The organism is Streptomyces sp. NPDC055287, assembly GCF_053646035.1.
Window position 1 is genome coordinate 700327 of record NZ_JBSHNE010000001.1, and the last position, 16885, is coordinate 717211.

The following is a 16885-nucleotide window of genomic DNA, read 5'->3' on the forward strand; positions in this document are numbered from 1 at the left end:
CGTTTCAGCCTCACTGCCTACTCCGCCTTCCTGGCCAGATCCGTGGCGGCGGGTGTCGCCCCGCCGCCCTTGTACGTCACGCGCCACAGCGCCGACTTGGCGTCCGAGGTGAAGAACCCGCGCCCGTAGTCGAGGACGTAGAGCGAGCCGTCCGGCGCGAACTTCCAGTCCATGAGGTTGCGGATCCCGTCCGCGCCCACCGGAATGATCTTCTTGAGCGATTCCGCGTGCGTGGGCAGCCCGCCGTTCCCGACGGTCTTCGGGTCGGTCAGCACCGCGTGGCGCGGCTGGTCGCCGTCGTAGAAGTCGCCGACGAACCACTTGCCGTCCCAGTAGGAGGGCCACTTGTCCTTGCTGTCGCTCGTCGCGTCGTACCGGTAGACCGGGCCGTTCATCGTGGCCTGGCCGCCGCCCTTGAGCCACGGCAGCAGCAGCTTCTGCTCCTCCTGCTTGTAGCTCGGCACGCCGTTGGCATCGCGCGGGTAGTCCACGCCGCCGCCCTGGGGCGAGTACCAGATGGTGTTGGGCGTGACGGGCGGGAGGTTGACCAGGCCGTCGTTGTTCGGCGACTCGTTCTTCGGCTTGGCGCAGTCGTACCAGCCCAGCGGCTTGCTCGGGTCGGGCAGGTTGCGGTCGCGGTACGGTTGGTTGTTGCCCATGCAGTACGGCCAGCCGTGGTTGCCCGGCTTCGTGATCGCGGCGAACGTGTCGTACTTCGCCGGGCCCCAGGTGGTGCTGGGCGCCCCCGCGTCCGGGCCGACCCATCCCGCGTACAGGATGTCGGTCTTCGGATCGACGGCGATCCGGGCCGGGTTGCGCACGCCCATCACGTAGATCTCGCCGCGCGTCTTGCCGCCGCCCTCGTCCGGCTCCCTGCCGGTGAAGAGATTGCCCTCGGGGAGCGTGTACGTACCGTCGTCCTCGGGGTGGATCCGCAGGATCTTGCCGTTGAGGTTGTTGGTGTTGCCGGCGGTACGGCGGGCGTCCGCGAAGGACACGCCCTTGAAGTTCGGCTCCGGGTTGTTGCCGGAGTAACCGTCGCTGAAGCGGGAGGAGTTGTTGTCACCCGTCGCGATGTAGAGGTTCTGCTTCGAGTCCCAGGCCAGGCCGCCGCCCGAGTGGCAGCAACTGTGAATCTGCACCGGCCACTTGAGCAGGATCTTCTCGGAGGCGAGGTCCAGCTTGTTGGTGGTGAGGTCCAGGGTGAAGCGGGAGACCCGGCGCTCGGCCATGTGCGTGTCGCGGTTGATCCGCGAGTGGGGTGTGTAGTGCAGGTACACCCAGCCGTTGGTCAGGAAGTCGGGGTCCGTCTCTACGCCGAGCAGGCCCTCCTCGTTCTTGACCAGCTCGTCCCCGCCGCCCTTGTTGCCGAAGACGGTGAGGGCGCCCGCGAGCGTCACCTTCCTGGTCTTCGGGTCGTAGACGTGGATCTGGCCCTGGCCCTTGCCGATGTCCGGGTTGTTCCAGTCGGTGACGACCGGCGCGTTGCTGTCGCCGCCGCCCCGGCCGATGTAGACGATCCGGCCGTCCTGGGCGGTCACCAGCCCGTGCGGCTCGCCGATCTGGTCGGACTGGCCCGGCTGGTTGGGCGCGGTGAGGCGCTCGGCCTTGTAGTGGGCGTTGATGCCCGCCTTGCAGTCGGCGCGTGCGATCCGTGTCGTCCACTGGAGGGCGCCGCGCAGGTGGTCGCGGAAGTCCGCCTCCTGGAAGGACTCGGCCGTACCGCCCATGCCGGTGTAGAAAGACCGGCCGCCGTCGTAGTCGCGGCACCAGGAGACAGGGTGGTCCCAGCCGTTGGCGCTCGCTCCCGGCTTGTACGTCGCCTCTCGGACGCGCGCCACGGTATGGACGTCACCCGACGGGTTCTTCGTCCAGTTCAGCCACTTGTCGGGGCGCTTCCACTGGAGCGGCAGGTTCGTGGTCGCCGGGTGCTGCCGGTCGCCGGTCTCCACGGTCGCGCGTTGTACGTTCGTGGGTCCGCCCGCGGCCGGCCGTGCGCCGATCAGCCCGCCGAACCAGTCGGAGTACGGCTCGGCGCGCGCCGCGTCATGGATGCCCAGGAAGCCGCCGCCGGCCTCCATGTACGCCTCCAGGCCCGCCTCCTGCTCCGGGTCCAGGACGTCGCCGCCGCCGGTCAGGAACACGACGGCGTTGAACTTGCCCAGCCTTGCGGCGGTGAAGACCGTCGCGTCGTCCGTGGCTTCGACGCGGAAGCGCTGGGCCGCGGGGCCGGACTGGCCGATCTTCTCGATGGCCTCGATACCGGCGTCGACGGTCGGTGACTCGTCGGCGCCGGCTGATCCGTGGAACACGAGCACACGGACATTCGCGCCACCGGGCGGAGACGGCAGGGCGGGTAGCGACAACGTTGTCGTAGGCGGAGGTTCTGGGTACGGCTTGGCGGAGGCCGCGGTGCCGCCGAGCAGGCCGGATGCGACAACTCCGGCCGTCAGAACGGCTGTCAGGCCGCGTCGGCGTCTTGACCGGTGATGTGGTGCGCGCTGCATGTGTTCACCCATCCCTCAGTGGTCACAGGAACAGCCGATGAAGCTAGACCTCTTTTCGCGACGCGCCAAGAGACATGACCGGAATAGCGCGAACTTTGTCCTTGGTGTGGATGAACTGAGCCGCTCCCGCTACCGTGTGCCCGTCAATCTCCGGGACTTCGGTGGGGAGTTGGGCCATGGACAGACGAAGTTTCAACCGGCGGCTGCTGGCAGGTGGCGCGGTCGCGGCGACCGGCGTGACATCGTTGTCGCTCGCGGAGTCCGCGCCCTCGGCGGCAGCGGACGGCCCGCCGAAGACCGCGCCGGCCGGGGGGCAGGTGCACCGGCTGAAGATGTACGCCGAGAAGTTGCCCGACGGGCAACTCGGTTACGGCTTCGAGAAGGGCAAGGCATCGGTGCCGGGCCCGCTGATCGAGATCGTCGAGGGCGACACCGTACACATCGAGTTCGAGAACACGCTCGATGTGCCCGTGAGCCTTCATGCGCACGGTGTCGACTACGACATCGCCAGTGACGGCACCAAGTTGAGCAAGAGTCATGTGGAGCCCGGCGGGACCAGGACGTACACCTGGCGCACGCACGTCCCGGGGCGGCGCAAGGACGGTACCTGGCGGGCCGGCAGCGCGGGGTACTGGCACTACCACGACCATGCGGTGGGCACCGACCACGGCACGGGCGGCATCCGCAAGGGGCTCTACGGCGGGGTGATCGTGCGGCGGAAGGGCGACATCCTGCCGGACAAGACCTTCACCATCGTCTTCAACGACATGACGATCAACAACAAGCCCGGCCACCAGAGCCCCGACTTCGAGGCGACGGTGGGCGACCGGGTGGAGATCGTCATGATCACGCACGGCGAGTTCTACCACACGTTCCACATCCATGGTCATCGGTGGGCGGACAACCGGACCGGACTGCTGACCGGTCCCGACGATCCCAGTCGCGTGATCGACAACAAGATCACCGGGCCGGCCGACTCGTTCGGGTTCCAGATCATCGCGGGGGAACACGTCGGGGCGGGGGCGTGGATGTACCACTGCCATGTCCAGAGCCACTCCGACATGGGCATGGCCGGACTCTTCCTCGTGGCCAAGCCCGACGGAACGGTCCCCGGGTACGAGCCGCACCATCCGAAGGAGCACGCGCACTAGGAGCGGGGGCTTCCCGCTCGCCCGCCCGGGCCGTCCCCTCGGAGCCGGCGGACCGCCGTTCATCGGACGTTGAGCGGATGTTGATCTGTTCGGCGGAGGGTGTGGCGCATGTCCATCAACATCACCACTGAACTCTCCTGGCAGGAGACCGCACTGTGCGCCCAGGCCGGGCCCGAGTTCTTCTTCCCGGCCCCCGGCAGTTCCACCCGCGAGGCCAAGCAGCTCTGCGGCGCCTGCGAAGGGCGGGTGGCCTGCCTGGAATACGCGCTCTCCAACGACGAGCGTTTCGGTGTCTGGGGCGGACTGTCCGAAAAGGAGAGACTGCGCCTCAGGCGGGACGCGCGCTGACCCATGCCCCCTGGCACGGCGGCTGCGAGCCGTACATGCTGAGGTCAGCACCGTCCGCGAACCGCCGGGGGGAGAAGCGTTGAGCAGCACTGTGTACGACTATGTCGTGGTGGGGGCCGGTTCGGCGGGCTGTGTGCTCGCCGCCCGCCTCTCCGAGGATCCCACGGTGCGCGTCGCGCTCGTCGAGTCGGGCGGCAAGGACCGCAAGACCGAGATACGGATCCCCGCAGCTTTCCCCAAGCTGTTCAAGTCGTCGTACGACTGGGACTTCAGCACCTCCAAGCAGGGCGAGCTGGGTGGGCGCGAGCTGTACTGGCCGCGCGGGCACGGGGTGGGCGGATGTTCGTCGGTCAACGCGATGATGTGGGTGCGGGGGCACCGCGACGACTACGACGCCTGGGGCGAGGCGGCGGGCGCCGAGTGGTCGTACGACGGGATCGTGCCGTACTTCCGGCGGGCGGAACGCTGGGCGGGCCGCTCGAACGGCGCCTCGGTGTACGGGACGGACGGGCCGCTGTTCATATCGCCGCCGCGTGATCCGAACCCCACCACGGCGGCCTTCCTCGACGCCTGCAGGACAGCGGGGCTGACGGAGCTCCCGGAGCTGAACGTTCCCGACCCCAGCGGCTTTTCCCTGACTCCGGTCAATCAGCGCGCGGGCCGGAGATGGAGCACGGCGGACGGCTACCTCAAGCCGGCCGCGCGGCGCCGGAATCTGGACGTCGTCACGGATGTCCGGGTGCGGAGGCTGGTGTTCGACGGCACGCGCGTCACCGGCGTGATGGCGGATACGGGGCAGGTGCTGAGCGCCCGGCGGGAGGTGATCCTCAGCGCGGGTGCCATCGGATCGCCGCAGTTGCTGATGCTCTCCGGCATCGGGGATCCCGAACACCTTCGTGAAGTCGGCGTCGAGGTGCGCGCGGCTTCGGCCGACGTCGGCCGCCATCTGCAGGACCACCTGTCCACGGCGGTGGCCGTGCGCTGCCCACTGCCGGTCACCCTGACCGGCGCGGACACGCTCGCCAACGTGGGACGCTTCCTGCTGTCCGGGCGCGGGCCGCTCACCTCGAACGTCGGAGAGGCCGTCGCGTTCGTGCGCAGTACGCCCGGACTGGCGGCGCCCGACATCGAGCTGATCTACGCTCCGGTGCCGTTCGTCAACCACGGTCTCACGCCGCCGGCCGAGCACGGCGTCACCATCGGTGTCGTACTGCTCCAGCCCGGCAGCGAGGGACGTGTCACCCTCGCGGACGGGCAGGTGTCCACCGCGCCCCGCATCGACCCCGGGTATCTGACGGACGAGTCCGATCTGCGGCGACTGGTGGCGGGTGTGCGGCACGCCGAAGCCCTTCTCGCGGACAGCGCCTTCGCGCCGTATTCGGCGGGTCCCATGGCGCCGTACCCGGGGATCGTGGACGACGAGGCACTGGGCCGGGCGATCCGGGAATCCGCCGAAACGCTCTACCACCCGGTGGGCACGTGCCGGATGGGCACCGACGAGGGCTCGGTGACCGATCCGAGGCTGCGGGTCAGGGGAGTGGAGGGCCTGCGGGTCGTGGACGCCTCGGTCATGCCGCGGATCACGCGGGGGCATACGCAGGCGCCCACGGTGGCCATCGCCGAGAAGGCGGCGGAACTGATCCGTGAGGATGCGCGGGCGTAGCTCAGGAAGCCGGGATGCGGAAGGTCTCGCCGTACATCTGCCACACCAGCGGCGGCCTGAGGTCCAGATTCCCGTTCCGCAGGAACACGCGCTGCGCGGTGTCGATGCGCGAGGTGTCCTTGTGCGCCTTCTTCACCTTCATCACCGCACGTCCGGCGTCCAGGAAGGCGTTCAGGTACGCCTCCTCCCGGCCGCCCTCGGCGACTGTCCTCGCGGACCGCATCGCCTGCTCGCGGATGCCGTAGAAGCCCTTGGGGCCGAGGCCCGGGCCGTGCAGCACCATCGCGTCGTAGTAGACGAACTGGCCGAGTGTGCCGAGGCCGTCCATCTTCGCCTGGCGGACAGCGGGCCCGAAGTAGATCCTGTCCCTGGTCCCGTCCTGCGCCGCACGGAACGCCGGGCTCTCGGCGGCCTTCGCCCACGCCGCCCGGAAGCCGGGGTCCAGGCCCTCGTGGGACGGCGTGCCGTCCACCTCGCGGAGAGCGGGCAGGTAGCCGGCGAGCGGGTTGTCCGGGTGGTCCTCGGTGTAGCCCTCGACGAGCTGGAGCATGTCGTTGGTGCCGGAACAGAAGCCGACGACGCCGGCGGTGTAGCCGCAGCCGTCACCGATGTCCTCGATGAAGCCGTACTGACCGCGCCAGTTCAGGGTGGAGTTCTCGGCGCTCGCCACGATCTGCGAAGCGATCTCCTTCATACGGGGAGACGCGAGGCCGGCCGGCATCCTGGCGATCCGCTCGTCCAGCTTCTTCTGCGTGCGTATCTCCAGGTCTGTCTGCGGCTTCGGCTGCTTCGCCGGGCGGTCCGCAGCCACGTCCTGGCCCTTGACGGGGGCGTCGGAAAGAGGCACGTCCGAGCCGCCACCGAAGACGATGGAGGCGGCGATGGCCAGCGGGGCGCCCACGAGCGCGAGACGGGTCAGTGGTTTCACGCCGCACAGCGTACGGGTCACCTGCCGGGGCGGTGCGCGGTGCTCCCCGTGCAATCCAGTGGGGGCGCGCGCCCCCGGCAGGCAGAATCCCCCGTGGTCCACTCCGCACGACTCCAGGCCGACCGGCTGCTGGAGCCCGACGGGCGCGGACCGTACGAGCGGGGCGTGGCGCGAGCTGCTGAAACAGCTGCGCCGCCACCCGGTACAGGACGTTCGCGACGCGGCCTGTGCCGTGGTGACGGCGTACAGCGGGGAGCGGGCAGGGTCAGGAGGCCGCGCGGGCAGCCATCCGGGCCTTGCGTGCGGCCAGCCTCTCGTCGAACTTGCTCGCCTCGGAGTCCAGCCCGTTCATGTACAGGCCGAGCTCCTCCTGCGCCTTGAGACCCTCCGGGCCGAGCCCGTCGATCTCCAGGACCTTGAGGTAGCGCAGGACGGGCTGGAGCACGTCGTCGTGGTGGATGCGCATGTTGTAGATCTCGCCGATCGCCATCTGGGCGGCGGCGCGCTCGAAGCCCGGCATGCCGTGTCCGGGCATCCGGAAGTTGACGACGACGTCGCGCACGGACTGCATCGTCAGGTCGGGGGCGATCTCGAAGGCCGCGCCCAGCAGGTTGCGGTAGAAGACCATGTGCAGGTTCTCGTCGGTCGCGATGCGCGCCAGCATGCGGTCGCAGACGGGGTCGCCCGACTGGTGACCGGTGTTGCGGTGCGAGACGCGCGTCGCGAGCTCCTGGAAGGCGACGTACGCCACCGAGTGCAGCATCGAGTGGCGGTTGTCGGACTCGAAGCCCTCCGACATGTGCTGCATACGGAACTGCTCGAGCTTGTCCGGGTCGACGGCACGCGACGTGAGCAGGTAGTCGCGCATCACGATGCCGTGCCGGCCCTCCTCGGCCGTCCAGCGGTGCACCCAGGTGCCCCAGGCGCCGTCGCGGCCGAAGAGGGAGGCGATCTCGTGGTGGTAGCTGGGGAGGTTGTCCTCGGTCAGCAGGTTCACGACGAGGGCGATCTTGCCGATGTCGGTGACCTTCGACTGCTCGGGCTCCCAGGCCTGGCCGTCTTCGAAAATGCCCGGGAAGTTCCGGCCGTCGGAGAACGGCACGTACTCGTGCGGCATCCAGTCCTTGGCAACCTTGAGATGGCGGTTGAGTTCCTTCTCCACCACCTCTTCCAGCGCGTACAGCAGTCGGGCGTCGGTCCACGCGTCCGAACTGCCGAGTTGGGGAGAGGTGATCGTCACTGGTGCTCCTGGGGACGGGGGCGGGGGCATAAATTACCTACGGCTTCGTAGGTTACGTGACCGTAGGTTAAGGGGGTCGTAAGAGCTGAGCCAAGTCCCCGTTTGCAATGTCCCGTTACGTTCGGTTATGCGTGCAGGTCAGGCGGTCGCGCCGAGAGGCATCTCACGCCCTCCCCGATTCTTGAACCGTCACATTTCATCCCTGATCGGCCACCTCGTCTTCTTCCCGCCCCAGTTCCAGCCGCCGTGTGATCCCGATCGACTCCAGGAACGGCTCGTCGTGACTCGCCACGATCAGCGCGCCCTCGTACGACTCCAGGGCCTGGGTCAGCCGGCGCACACTCGCGATGTCCAGGTTGTTCGTCGGCTCGTCGAGCAGAAGCAGCTGGGGCGCCGGCTCGGCCAGCAGCAGCGCCGCCAGCGTCGCCCGGAACCGCTCGCCGCCCGAGAGCGTCCCGGCGGGCTGATCCGCCCGCGCCCCCTTGAAGAGGAAGCGCGCCAGTCGCGCCCTGATCGCGTTGTTGGTCGCCGAGGGCGCGAACCGCGCCACGTTCTCGGCCACCGTCAGCCCGTCGTCCAGTACGTCGAGCCGCTGAGGCAGGAAGCGCAGCGGCACGTGCGTGAGCGCCTCGCCCGAGACCGGCTCCAGTTCCCCGGCGATCGTGCGCAACAGCGTCGTCTTGCCCGCCCCGTTCCGCCCGGTCAGCGCGACCCGCTCCGGCCCGCGCACCTCGAACTCACCGGTGACCCCGGCCCCGTACCGCAGCCGGGGGTCGCGCAGCGTGAGCACCCTGCGCCCCGGATGCACGGTCGTGTACGGGAGTACGACGTTGATCTCGTCGTCGTCGCGCACCGCGTCCACCGCCCCGCTCAGCCGCTCCTTCGCCTCGGCCAGCTTCTCGGCATGCATGATGCGGTGCTTGCCCGCCGACTCCTGCGCGGCCCGCTTGCGGGCGTTCATGACGATCTTCGGCTCGCGCTTGCTGTCGTACATCTTCTGCCCGTAGCGCTTACGGCGAGCCAGCTTCACTTGTGCGTCGGCCAGCTCCTTCTTCTGCCGGTGCACGTCGGCCTCCGCGACGCGCACCATGCGTTCGGCGGCCTCCTGCTCGACGGCCAGCGCCTCCTCGTACGCCGAGTAGTTGCCGCCGTACCAGCGGACCTCACCCTCGCGGAGCTCGGCGATCTGGTCGACGCGCTCCAGGAGTTCACGGTCGTGGCTGACGACGATCATCACGCCGGACCAGGCCTCGACGGCGGCGTACAGACGCTCCCGCGCGTGGCGGTCCAGGTTGTTCGTCGGCTCGTCGAGAAGGAGTACGCCGGGGCGGCGCAGCAGCAGCGCGGCCAGCCGCAGCAGTACCGACTCGCCGCCCGACACTTCGCCGATGGTCCGGTCGAGATCGATCCGGACGAGCCCGAGCTGGTCGAGGGTGGCGCGGGCGCGCTCCTCGACGTCCCAGTCGTCGCCGACGGCCGTGAAGTTCTCCTCCGTGGCCTCGCCCGCCTCGATCGCGTGCAGTGCGGCGCGCGTTTCGGCGATGCCCAGGGCCTCGTCCACGCGCAGCGCGGTGTCGAGGACCAGGTCCTGCGGGAGATGGCCGACCTCGCCGACGGCCTGGATCTTGCCGCTGGTGGGGGTGAGTTCACCGGCGGCCAGCCGCAACAGGGTCGACTTTCCGGAGCCGTTGAGGCCGATGAGCCCGGTTCGGCCGGGGCCGACGGCCAGTTGGATGCCGTCGAATACGGGCGTTCCGTCGGGCCAGCCGAAGGAGAGCGCGGAACAGCTGAGATGGGTGGGGAAGGTGGACAAGGTGGCCTCCCGGTTGCTGGGAACGAAGCACGGGCAACGGGTGGAGACACCGGGGGAGCGGGCGCGACGTACGGCCGGGGAGAGAGTGACGGTCCTTCGCCGGGACCCGGGTCCGGGGCGGCGAAGTGGCCCCGGTCCGGGGGTGGACGGCTCAAGTGCCGAGGTCGCACGCGGTGCGCACAGACGTGAGCTGTGCGACGCGGTGTCTCAGGACCTCAGACGAGCAACGTCCACTCCGATCGACGACAACAGGGCCACGACCAAAGTACGTCGCGGCCCCGAGGGATGCCAACCGATTATTCGAGGGTGCGCCCCGTCACAGAGCGTCACGCAGCAGTTCGGCCAGGTCGTGATCGACGTCGAGGTGCAGGTGCTCGCCGCCGACGGGGACGAGCGCGTGCGTGCGTTTGACGAAGCGGCGCAGGTCGGCGGTGCGGATGTGGACCATCGCGGTCCCCTCCGCGGCATGGAATTCCAGTACGGTCCGGCCGTAGCCGTACGGCCGCACCTGTACGTCGCCGAGCCCGGCCCCCGATTCCATGCCCGTTTCCAGCAGTTCGCGGGCGAACGCCCAGGACACCTCGACGCCTTCCAGCGTGGCGGCGGGCGGGAAGGCCATGCGTACGGCGAACGGGTCCGCGCGGTCGTACCGCAAGGTCGCGGAGACCGTCTCCATCCGGGGTGCGGACGAGACCAGACGGGCCTGCACGGCTTGCTCAATCACGGGAGGCAAGGCCTGCTCCCTCTCACGGTTCGGTTGATGCGTCCTGTCACAGGGACAGACGTAAGAACGCGGGAATCCGTGCATGCGGGGGTGATGTGACCTGCGTCACTGGCACTCGCCGCGGGCGATGGCGGGCAACGCACCCTGGACGGCGTACTCGCCGTGGGCTAGCTTCCAGCGCCATGAGGGGCATGGGGAAGACGAGACGAATGGTGTCGCTGGGCCTGTGCGGGGCGGCGCTGGCCGCCGCCCTGGCCGCGCCGGCGCAGGCGGACGTACGAACGCGGCCCACATCACCGGAGGCTTCGGGCCCCGGCTGGCAGCTGAAGGACACCGGCGAGGACGTGCGGTTCCGGGGCCTGGCGGCGGTCAGCAGGAAGACCGCGTGGGTGGCGGGCTCCAAGGGAACGGTGCTGCGTACGACGGACGGCGGGCGGAGCTGGCGGAACGTATCGCCTCCGGGCGCGGAAGGGCTGGAGTTCCGCGACGTCGAGGCGTTCGACGGCCGGCGCGCGGTGGTGCTGGCGATCGGCGAGGGGGAGGCGTCCCGGATCTTCCGGACCGGGGACGGCGGCGCGACCTGGACCGAGAGCTTCCGCAATACTGACCCGAGGGCCTTCTACGACTGCGTCACCTTCTTCGACAGCCGCAACGGTCTCGCGATGAGCGACCCGGTCGACGGCAAGTACCGCATCCTGTCCACCGGTGACGGCGGCAGGTCGTGGACGGTCCTGCCCGACGCGGGCATGCCGGCCGCGCAGGACGGCGAGGCGGGGTTCGCGGCGAGCGGTCAGTGCCTGGTCAGCGCGGGGCCGCGGGATGTCTGGCTCGCCACGGGCGGTGGTGCCGCGGGCAGGGTGCTGCACTCCGCCGACCGCGGCCTGACCTGGACCGCCACGGATTCCGGCATCCCGGCGGGCGACCCGGCGCGAGGCGTCTTCGGCCTCGCCTTCCGCGACCGCCGCCACGGGGTCGCGGTCGGCGGCGACTACCACACCGGCCAGGCCTCACCGCAGGCGGCGGCGCTGACCGGCGACGGCGGCGGCACCTGGCGCCGGCCGGGTACCCCGCCACCGGCGTACCGCTCGGGCGTGACCTGGCTGCCGCACACCAAGTCCGGTGCGCTGGCGGTCGGCCCCACGGGGACGGACCTCACGCTCGATGGCGGCCGCAACTGGCGGACGATCGACACGGGCTCGTACGACACGGTCGACTGCGCCGGCGACTTCGGCTGCTGGGCCTCGGGCGAGAAGGGCCGAGTGGCGCGCCTGGAACCCTGACGCGGGGCGCCACCTCACCGCCCCGGACCGGGTCCTCGGCGCCGGACGGCCGAGGGGCGGAACGGCGAGCCGCGCCGGCTCCGGGGAGGTGGGGGAAGAGGAGGCCCCCCGGGCCCCGCCCCGCCGCTACGCCGGCAACTGCTCGCGGTACGCGGCGAGTCCGGGCGCCGTCTTCGTCGCCACGAACTCGGTGATCCGGTACGCGCAAACGCCCGCCACCGTGAAGGGGTCGGCCGCCGCGATCGCCTCGATCCGCGCCCGGTCGTCCGCGACGGCCAGGATCACCCCGCCGTCACGCGGCTGCTTGCGCCCCGAGGCGATGAAGATCCCCGCCTCGTACTGCGCGTCCAGCCACGCCACATGCGCTTCCAGGAGCTCGTCGACGCGCTCGACGGGTGCGGTGTAGGTCAACTCCATAACGAACATGATCGCCAGGCTACCCCGTATCCTTCTGACCACTATGAAGAGCCTGCGTTCCCCCGCCGACGAAGCCGAAGCCCGAGCGATCCAGGACGAATTGCGCACCCGCGTGGTGCTCGACGAGCCGGGCCCGGCCCCCGGCACCGGCCTGGTCACGGGCGTGGACGTGGCGTACGACGACGAGCGTGACGTCGTCGCCGGGGCGGCCGTCGTCCTCGACGCCGCGACGCTCACCGTCGTGGAGGAGGCCACGGCGGTCGGCCGCGTCGACTTCCCGTACGTCCCCGGCCTGCTCGCGTTCCGCGAGCTCCCGACGGTGCTCGCCGCCCTCGACTCCCTGTCGGTGGACCCCGGGCTCGTGGTCTGCGACGGATACGGGCAGGCCCACCCGCGCCGCTTCGGCCTGGCCAGCCACCTCGGCGTCGTGACGGGCCTCGCGACCATCGGTGTGGCCAAGAACCCGTTCACGTTCACGTACGAGCAACCGGGTCCCCGCCGTGGCGCCGAATCGCCCCTCCTCGACGGGGCCGGGCAGGAAGTGGGCCGCGCCCTGCGCACCCAGGACGGCGTGAAGCCGGTCTTCGTCTCCGTCGGCCATCGTGTGAGCCTCGGGAACGCGTGCGCACACACGCTGCGCCTGGCGCCCGCCTTCCGGCTCCCGGAGTCGACCCGCGCGGCGGACACTCTGTGCCGCCGCGCCTTGCGCGAGGTGATTGGTGCCGGTTTCGGAACAACCACGTAACTGAGTACCTGTACGGATGTTTGAACTGCCTTAATCGGACAGGGTGATCGTATGACCGCATACACGCACCCCGAGCACCCGACGCACCCCAGGCCCCCCAGGGCGGCCGAGTCCGTCACGGTCCACCGCGCAGGCCGCCGTACGAACCTCGTCATCCTGGTCGGGGGCCTCGCGGCGCTGGGCTGGACCGGCGGAATGATCTACACCCTCACCGGCTGGATCAGCAACGGCTGACCCCGCCGCTGCCGGGGTACGCACGTCGCGGCGAATCGCCCCACCGCGCATCGCACCGCGTGGCGAATCGTTCCACCGCGACCGCACCGCCGCCCCGTCTCACCCGCGCACGGCCGCGACCCGGAACCCCACGCCGGCCGCCATCAGCCGCTCCAGCAGCGCGTCACCCATCGCCACCGCCGTCGTCACCTGCCCCGACGTCGGAGGCAGCTCGTCGAAGGCCAGGCACAGCACCGACTCGGCCAGCATCTTCGCCGTCTCGTCGTAGCCGGGGTCGCCGCCCGACACCTCGGTGAACACCCGGCGCCCGCCGCCCTCGCCGACGAAGCGCACCGTGAACCAGCTCCGCCCCCTGCGCTCCTCATCGGGCCCCGAGCCCGCCGAGTACCGGTTCATCAGCCACGTGCGCGCCGCCGGAATCTGGGCCAGCGCGAACACGGCTCCCACCGCCGCCACGCCGCCCGCCGCGACCGGCAGCCACTTCACCCCCGCGTAGTGCCGGTAGCGGAAGTCCGGTCCGTACCGCTCCAGCGCGGCCGCCGAACGGGCCACCACCTGCGGGTCGATGGTCGCCAGCGGCAGCGCCCAGGTCCCCGTCTCGCGGCTGCGCCGCGGCGCGCCGATCGGGGCCCGTGCCCGCCGCCCCACGAGCCTGGGCTCGGACAGCCGCCGCTCCCTGGCGGCCCGGAGCGTCTGGCGCCCGCGCCCGAACGCGGTCATGGCGGAGGCGAAGGTGCCGCCCGAGAACATCGCGTTGGAGCGGACGAATCCGTCGACGCGCAGCGGTACGCCCTCCGGCAGCTGCTTGACCGTGAAGTACACGCCGAGGTCGTGCGGGATGGAGTCGAAGCCGCAGGCGTGCAGGATCCGCGCCCCCGTCTCCCGCGCCCGGACGTCGTACCCGAGATACATCCGGTCGGCGAACTCCGGCTCGCCCGACAGGTCCGCGTAGTCCGTGCCGGCGTCGGCGCAGGCCGCGACGAGCCCTTCGCCGTACCAGACGTACGGGCCGACGGTCGTCGCCACCACGCGAGTGCGGGCGGCGAGTTCCCGCAGCGAGGCCGGGTCGCCGGAGTCGGCGTGCAGGATGGGGAGCGTCGCACAGGCCGGATTGACCGCGACGAGCCGTTCGCGCAATTTCTCCAGCTTCGCGGGGGTACGGCCCGCGATCGCCCAACGGCAGTCGGCGGGTGCGTGCGCGGCGAGGTACTCCGCCGTCAGCTCCCCGACGAAGCCTGTCGCCCCGAAGAGCACGATGTCGTACGGGCGCTCCGTGCTGCCTCTGCGTTGAACCGTCTCGCTCATGGGGGCAGAGGGTAGCGGTGATCCCCGGGAAAAAGAACTAAGCGCTTGCTCGTCCCAAAGGCTTGTGCTGAGTGGAACACGTTCTTAGCATCATTGATGTTACATCAGTTGTGTCACAGTGCTGGGGGCTTGGCTTGATGGCAGTGACAGGGAACGGCCCGCTCCGCGGAGTGCGCGTGGTGGAACTGGCGGGAATCGGTCCCGGCCCGTTCGCCGCCATGCTTCTCGCCGACCTCGGCGCCGACGTGGTCCGTGTGGACCGCCCGGGCGGCGCGGCGCTGGGCATCGATCCGGCGTACGACCTCACCAACCGCAACAAACGCTCGGTGATCGTCGACCTCAAGTCGGCGGCCGGTCCGGCCCAGGTCCTCGACCTCGTCGAGCGCGCGGACGTACTCATCGAGGGCTACCGCCCCGGGGTCGCCGAGCGTCTCGGTGTCGGCCCCGACGCGTGCCTGGCGAGGAACCCGCGGCTCGTGTACGGGCGCATGACGGGATGGGGCCAGGACGGCCCGCTCGCGCAGCGCGCCGGGCACGACATCGCGTACATCGCGCTCACCGGCACCCTGGGCATGTTCGGCGAGCCGGACGAGCCGCCCACCGTCCCCGCGAACCTCGTCGGCGACTACGCGGGCGGCTCGCTCTACCTCGTCATCGGCATCCTGGCCGCACTCCAGCACGCCCGCTCCGAGGATGGCGCGGGCCAGGTCGTCGACGCCGCGATCGTCGACGGCGCGGCCCATCTCGCCACGATGATCCACGGCATGCTGGCGGCCGGCGGCTGGCAGGACCGGCGCGGGTCGAACCTGCTCGACGGCGGCTGCCCCTTCTACGGCAACTACGAGACCTCCGACGGCCAGTACATGGCGGTGGGCGCGCTGGAGCAGCAGTTCTACGCCGAGTTCACCCGGCTTCTCGGCATCGAGGAGGCCGACGCGCGGGCCCGCGCCGACATGGCCCGCTGGGGCGAGCTGCGCGACGTGATCGCCGCCCGCTTCAGGACGAGGACCCGCGACGAGTGGACCGCCGTCTTCGAGGGCTCCGACGCCTGTGTCGCCCCCGTTCTCTCCCTGCGCGAGGCTCCCGCCCACCCGCACCTGGCCGCCCGCTCCACCTTCATCACCCACGGCGGCATCAGGCAGCCGGCGCCCGCCCCGCGCTTCTCGGCCACGCCGGGGGCCGTGCACAGCCCGCCCGCCAGACCCGGCGCGCACACCGCCGACGTGGCGCGCGACTGGGACGTACCGAGCATCGCCAAAGCCGCCGGCCAGGACGGCGACGGCTGATGGAACCGATCGAACCGTCAAGGGCCGGCCGCAGGAGGCAGAGTTGAAACGTCAGATCTTCACCGCGGAGCACGAGGCGTTCCGGGAGACCGTGCGCACCTTCCTTGCGAAGGAGGTGACGCCGTACTACGAGCAGTGGGAGAAGGACGGCATCGTCAGCCGCGAGGCATGGCTGGCGGCGGGGAGGCAGGGACTGCTCGGTCTCGCCGTACCGGAGGAGTACGGGGGCGGCGGCAACGCCGACTTCCGGTACAGCGCCGTACTCGCCGAGGAGTTCACCCGGGCCGGCGCGGCCGGGCTCGCGCTCGGCCTGCACAACGACATCATCGGCCCGTACCTCACCGGCCTCGCCACCGAGGACCAGAAGCGGCGCTGGCTGCCCGGCTTCTGCACGGGCGAGACGATCACCGCCATCGCGATGACGGAACCGGGCGCCGGCTCCGACCTCCAGGGCATCCGTACGACCGCTGAGGACCGCGGCGACCACTGGCTGCTCAACGGCTCGAAGACCTTCATCTCCAACGGCATCCTCGCCGACCTGGTGATCGTCGTCGCCAAGACCTCTCCCGAGGGCGGCGCCAAGGGCCTGTCCCTGCTCGTCGTCGGGCGCGGCGCCGAGGGCTTCGAGCGCGGGCGCAATCTCGACAAGATCGGCCAGAAGTCCCAGGACACCGCCGAACTGTTCTTCAACGACGTACGCGTCCCCAAGGAGAACCTGCTCGGGGAGCCGAACGGCGCCTTCATCCATCTGATGACCAACCTCGCCCAGGAGCGCATGGGCATCGCGGTAGCCGGGATCGCCGCCGCTGAGTACCTCCTGGAGATCACCACGACGTACGTCAAGGAGCGTGAGGCGTTCGGGCGTCCGCTGTCCAAGCTCCAGCACATCCGCTTCGAGATCGCGGAGATGGCCACCGAGTGCGCCGTCACCCGTACGTTCCTCGACCGCTGCATCGTCGATCACTCGAACGGGGAACTCGACGCCGTTCACGCGTCGATGGCCAAGTGGTGGGCCACCGAACTCCAGAAGCGCGTCGCCGACCGCTGCCTGCAGCTCCACGGCGGCTACGGCTACATGAGCGAATACCGCGTCGCCAAGGCCTTCACCGACGGCCGTATCCAGACGATCTACGGCGGCACGACCGAGATCATGAAGGAAATCATCGGCCGCTCGCTGCTCGCCTGACCCTCGCCCGACCTCAGTTCGCCCCCGACTTCTCTCTCCGTACCCCTCGAAAGGCTGC

At 70.2% G+C, this 16885-nt stretch carries 15 protein-coding genes; 8 read left to right on the plus strand and 7 right to left on the minus strand.

The features are described from left to right. Positions 1-17 precede the first annotated feature (17 nt). Entirely contained in the window at positions 18-2507 is a 2490-nt protein-coding gene (locus tag ACWIHY_RS03025; RefSeq protein WP_454373781.1) for a ThuA domain-containing protein, read from the minus strand. A gap of 176 nt (positions 2508-2683) precedes the next feature. Between ACWIHY_RS03025 and ACWIHY_RS03030 the strand changes: the two genes are divergently transcribed. From ACWIHY_RS03030 to ACWIHY_RS03040, 3 genes are all read left to right on the plus strand, one after another. After that, positions 2684-3658, plus strand: a complete 975-nt coding sequence (locus ACWIHY_RS03030; RefSeq protein WP_454373782.1) for a multicopper oxidase domain-containing protein — start codon at positions 2684-2686, stop codon at positions 3656-3658. A gap of 108 nt (positions 3659-3766) precedes the next feature. Next, a complete protein-coding gene (locus ACWIHY_RS03035; protein WP_454373783.1) occupies positions 3767-4006 on the plus strand; it encodes a WhiB family transcriptional regulator in 240 nt (79 codons plus the stop codon). Positions 4007-4085: 79 nt separating this feature from the next. After that, positions 4086-5669 (plus strand): GMC family oxidoreductase, encoded by a 1584-nt coding sequence (locus ACWIHY_RS03040; RefSeq protein WP_454373784.1) that lies wholly within the window; start codon positions 4086-4088, stop codon positions 5667-5669. A 1-nt stretch (position 5670) separates the two neighbouring features. On the opposite strand, the gene ACWIHY_RS03045 is transcribed toward ACWIHY_RS03040, so the two are convergent. The 4 genes from ACWIHY_RS03045 to ACWIHY_RS03060 all read right to left on the minus strand — a co-directional run bounded on the left by ACWIHY_RS03045 (position 5671) and on the right by ACWIHY_RS03060 (position 10383). Next, positions 5671-6588 (minus strand): chitosanase, encoded by a 918-nt coding sequence (locus ACWIHY_RS03045; RefSeq protein ID WP_454373878.1) that lies wholly within the window; start codon positions 6586-6588, stop codon positions 5671-5673. 274 nt (positions 6589-6862) lie between these two features. Continuing rightward, entirely contained in the window at positions 6863-7837 is a 975-nt protein-coding gene (locus tag ACWIHY_RS03050) for an acyl-ACP desaturase (RefSeq protein ID WP_454373785.1), read from the minus strand. Between the two features lie 196 nt (positions 7838-8033). Further along, positions 8034-9650 carry an ABC-F family ATP-binding cassette domain-containing protein gene (locus ACWIHY_RS03055; RefSeq protein ID WP_454373786.1) on the minus strand — a complete coding sequence of 539 codons (1617 nt, stop codon included), beginning with the start codon at positions 9648-9650 and terminating at the stop codon, positions 8034-8036. 316 nt (positions 9651-9966) lie between these two features. After that, on the minus strand, positions 9967-10383 hold the full coding sequence (locus ACWIHY_RS03060) for an SsgA family sporulation/cell division regulator (protein ID WP_454373787.1): 417 nt from the start codon (positions 10381-10383) through the stop codon (positions 9967-9969). A gap of 173 nt (positions 10384-10556) precedes the next feature. Here ACWIHY_RS03060 and ACWIHY_RS03065 point away from each other — a divergent pair, with 173 nt between their 5' ends. Further along, a complete protein-coding gene (locus ACWIHY_RS03065) occupies positions 10557-11654 on the plus strand; it encodes an oxidoreductase (protein ID WP_454373788.1) in 1098 nt (365 codons plus the stop codon). 126 nt (positions 11655-11780) lie between these two features. Here the strand turns inward: ACWIHY_RS03065 and ACWIHY_RS03070 are convergent, their stop codons facing one another. Continuing rightward, positions 11781-12080, minus strand: coding sequence for a YciI family protein (locus ACWIHY_RS03070; protein WP_454373789.1), 300 nt, complete (start codon positions 12078-12080; stop codon positions 11781-11783). Between the two features lie 34 nt (positions 12081-12114). Between ACWIHY_RS03070 and ACWIHY_RS03075 the strand changes: the two genes are divergently transcribed. Both ACWIHY_RS03075 and mmpA read left to right on the plus strand, forming a co-directional pair. After that, positions 12115-12816 (plus strand): endonuclease V, encoded by a 702-nt coding sequence (locus ACWIHY_RS03075; RefSeq protein WP_454373790.1) that lies wholly within the window; start codon positions 12115-12117, stop codon positions 12814-12816. Between the two features lie 51 nt (positions 12817-12867). Then, positions 12868-13050, plus strand: coding sequence for a morphogenic membrane protein MmpA (gene mmpA / locus ACWIHY_RS03080; RefSeq protein ID WP_454373791.1), 183 nt, complete (start codon positions 12868-12870; stop codon positions 13048-13050). Positions 13051-13149: 99 nt separating this feature from the next. On the opposite strand, the gene ACWIHY_RS03085 is transcribed toward mmpA, so the two are convergent. Next, positions 13150-14355 carry a saccharopine dehydrogenase family protein gene (locus ACWIHY_RS03085; RefSeq protein ID WP_454373792.1) on the minus strand — a complete coding sequence of 402 codons (1206 nt, stop codon included), beginning with the start codon at positions 14353-14355 and terminating at the stop codon, positions 13150-13152. A 137-nt stretch (positions 14356-14492) separates the two neighbouring features. Here ACWIHY_RS03085 and ACWIHY_RS03090 point away from each other — a divergent pair, with 137 nt between their 5' ends. Together ACWIHY_RS03090 and ACWIHY_RS03095 are read left to right on the plus strand one after the other, a co-directional pair. Beyond that, positions 14493-15641, plus strand: coding sequence for a CaiB/BaiF CoA transferase family protein (locus ACWIHY_RS03090; protein ID WP_454373793.1), 1149 nt, complete (start codon positions 14493-14495; stop codon positions 15639-15641). 43 nt (positions 15642-15684) lie between these two features. Next, positions 15685-16827: an acyl-CoA dehydrogenase family protein gene (locus tag ACWIHY_RS03095; RefSeq protein WP_454373794.1), complete on the plus strand. Its 1143-nt coding sequence runs from the start codon at positions 15685-15687 to the stop codon at positions 16825-16827. Positions 16828-16885: the final 58 nt, after the last annotated feature.

Excerpts from the sequence above, each read along its gene's own strand:
- ACWIHY_RS03025 (WP_454373781.1), bottom strand. The coding sequence starts at position 2,507 with ATGCAGCGCGCACCACATCACCGGTCAAGACGCCGACGCGGCCTGACA.
- ACWIHY_RS03030 (WP_454373782.1), top strand. The coding sequence starts at position 2,684 with ATGGACAGACGAAGTTTCAACCGGCGGCTGCTGGCAGGTGGCGCGGTC.
- ACWIHY_RS03035 (WP_454373783.1), top strand. The coding sequence starts at position 3,767 with ATGTCCATCAACATCACCACTGAACTCTCCTGGCAGGAGACCGCACTG.
- ACWIHY_RS03065 (WP_454373788.1), top strand. The coding sequence starts at position 10,557 with ATGAGGGGCATGGGGAAGACGAGACGAATGGTGTCGCTGGGCCTGTGC.
- ACWIHY_RS03070 (WP_454373789.1), bottom strand. The coding sequence starts at position 12,080 with ATGTTCGTTATGGAGTTGACCTACACCGCACCCGTCGAGCGCGTCGAC.
- ACWIHY_RS03075 (WP_454373790.1), top strand. The coding sequence starts at position 12,115 with ATGAAGAGCCTGCGTTCCCCCGCCGACGAAGCCGAAGCCCGAGCGATC.
- mmpA (WP_454373791.1), top strand. The coding sequence starts at position 12,868 with ATGACCGCATACACGCACCCCGAGCACCCGACGCACCCCAGGCCCCCC.
- ACWIHY_RS03085 (WP_454373792.1), bottom strand. The coding sequence starts at position 14,355 with ATGAGCGAGACGGTTCAACGCAGAGGCAGCACGGAGCGCCCGTACGAC.
- ACWIHY_RS03090 (WP_454373793.1), top strand. The coding sequence starts at position 14,493 with ATGGCAGTGACAGGGAACGGCCCGCTCCGCGGAGTGCGCGTGGTGGAA.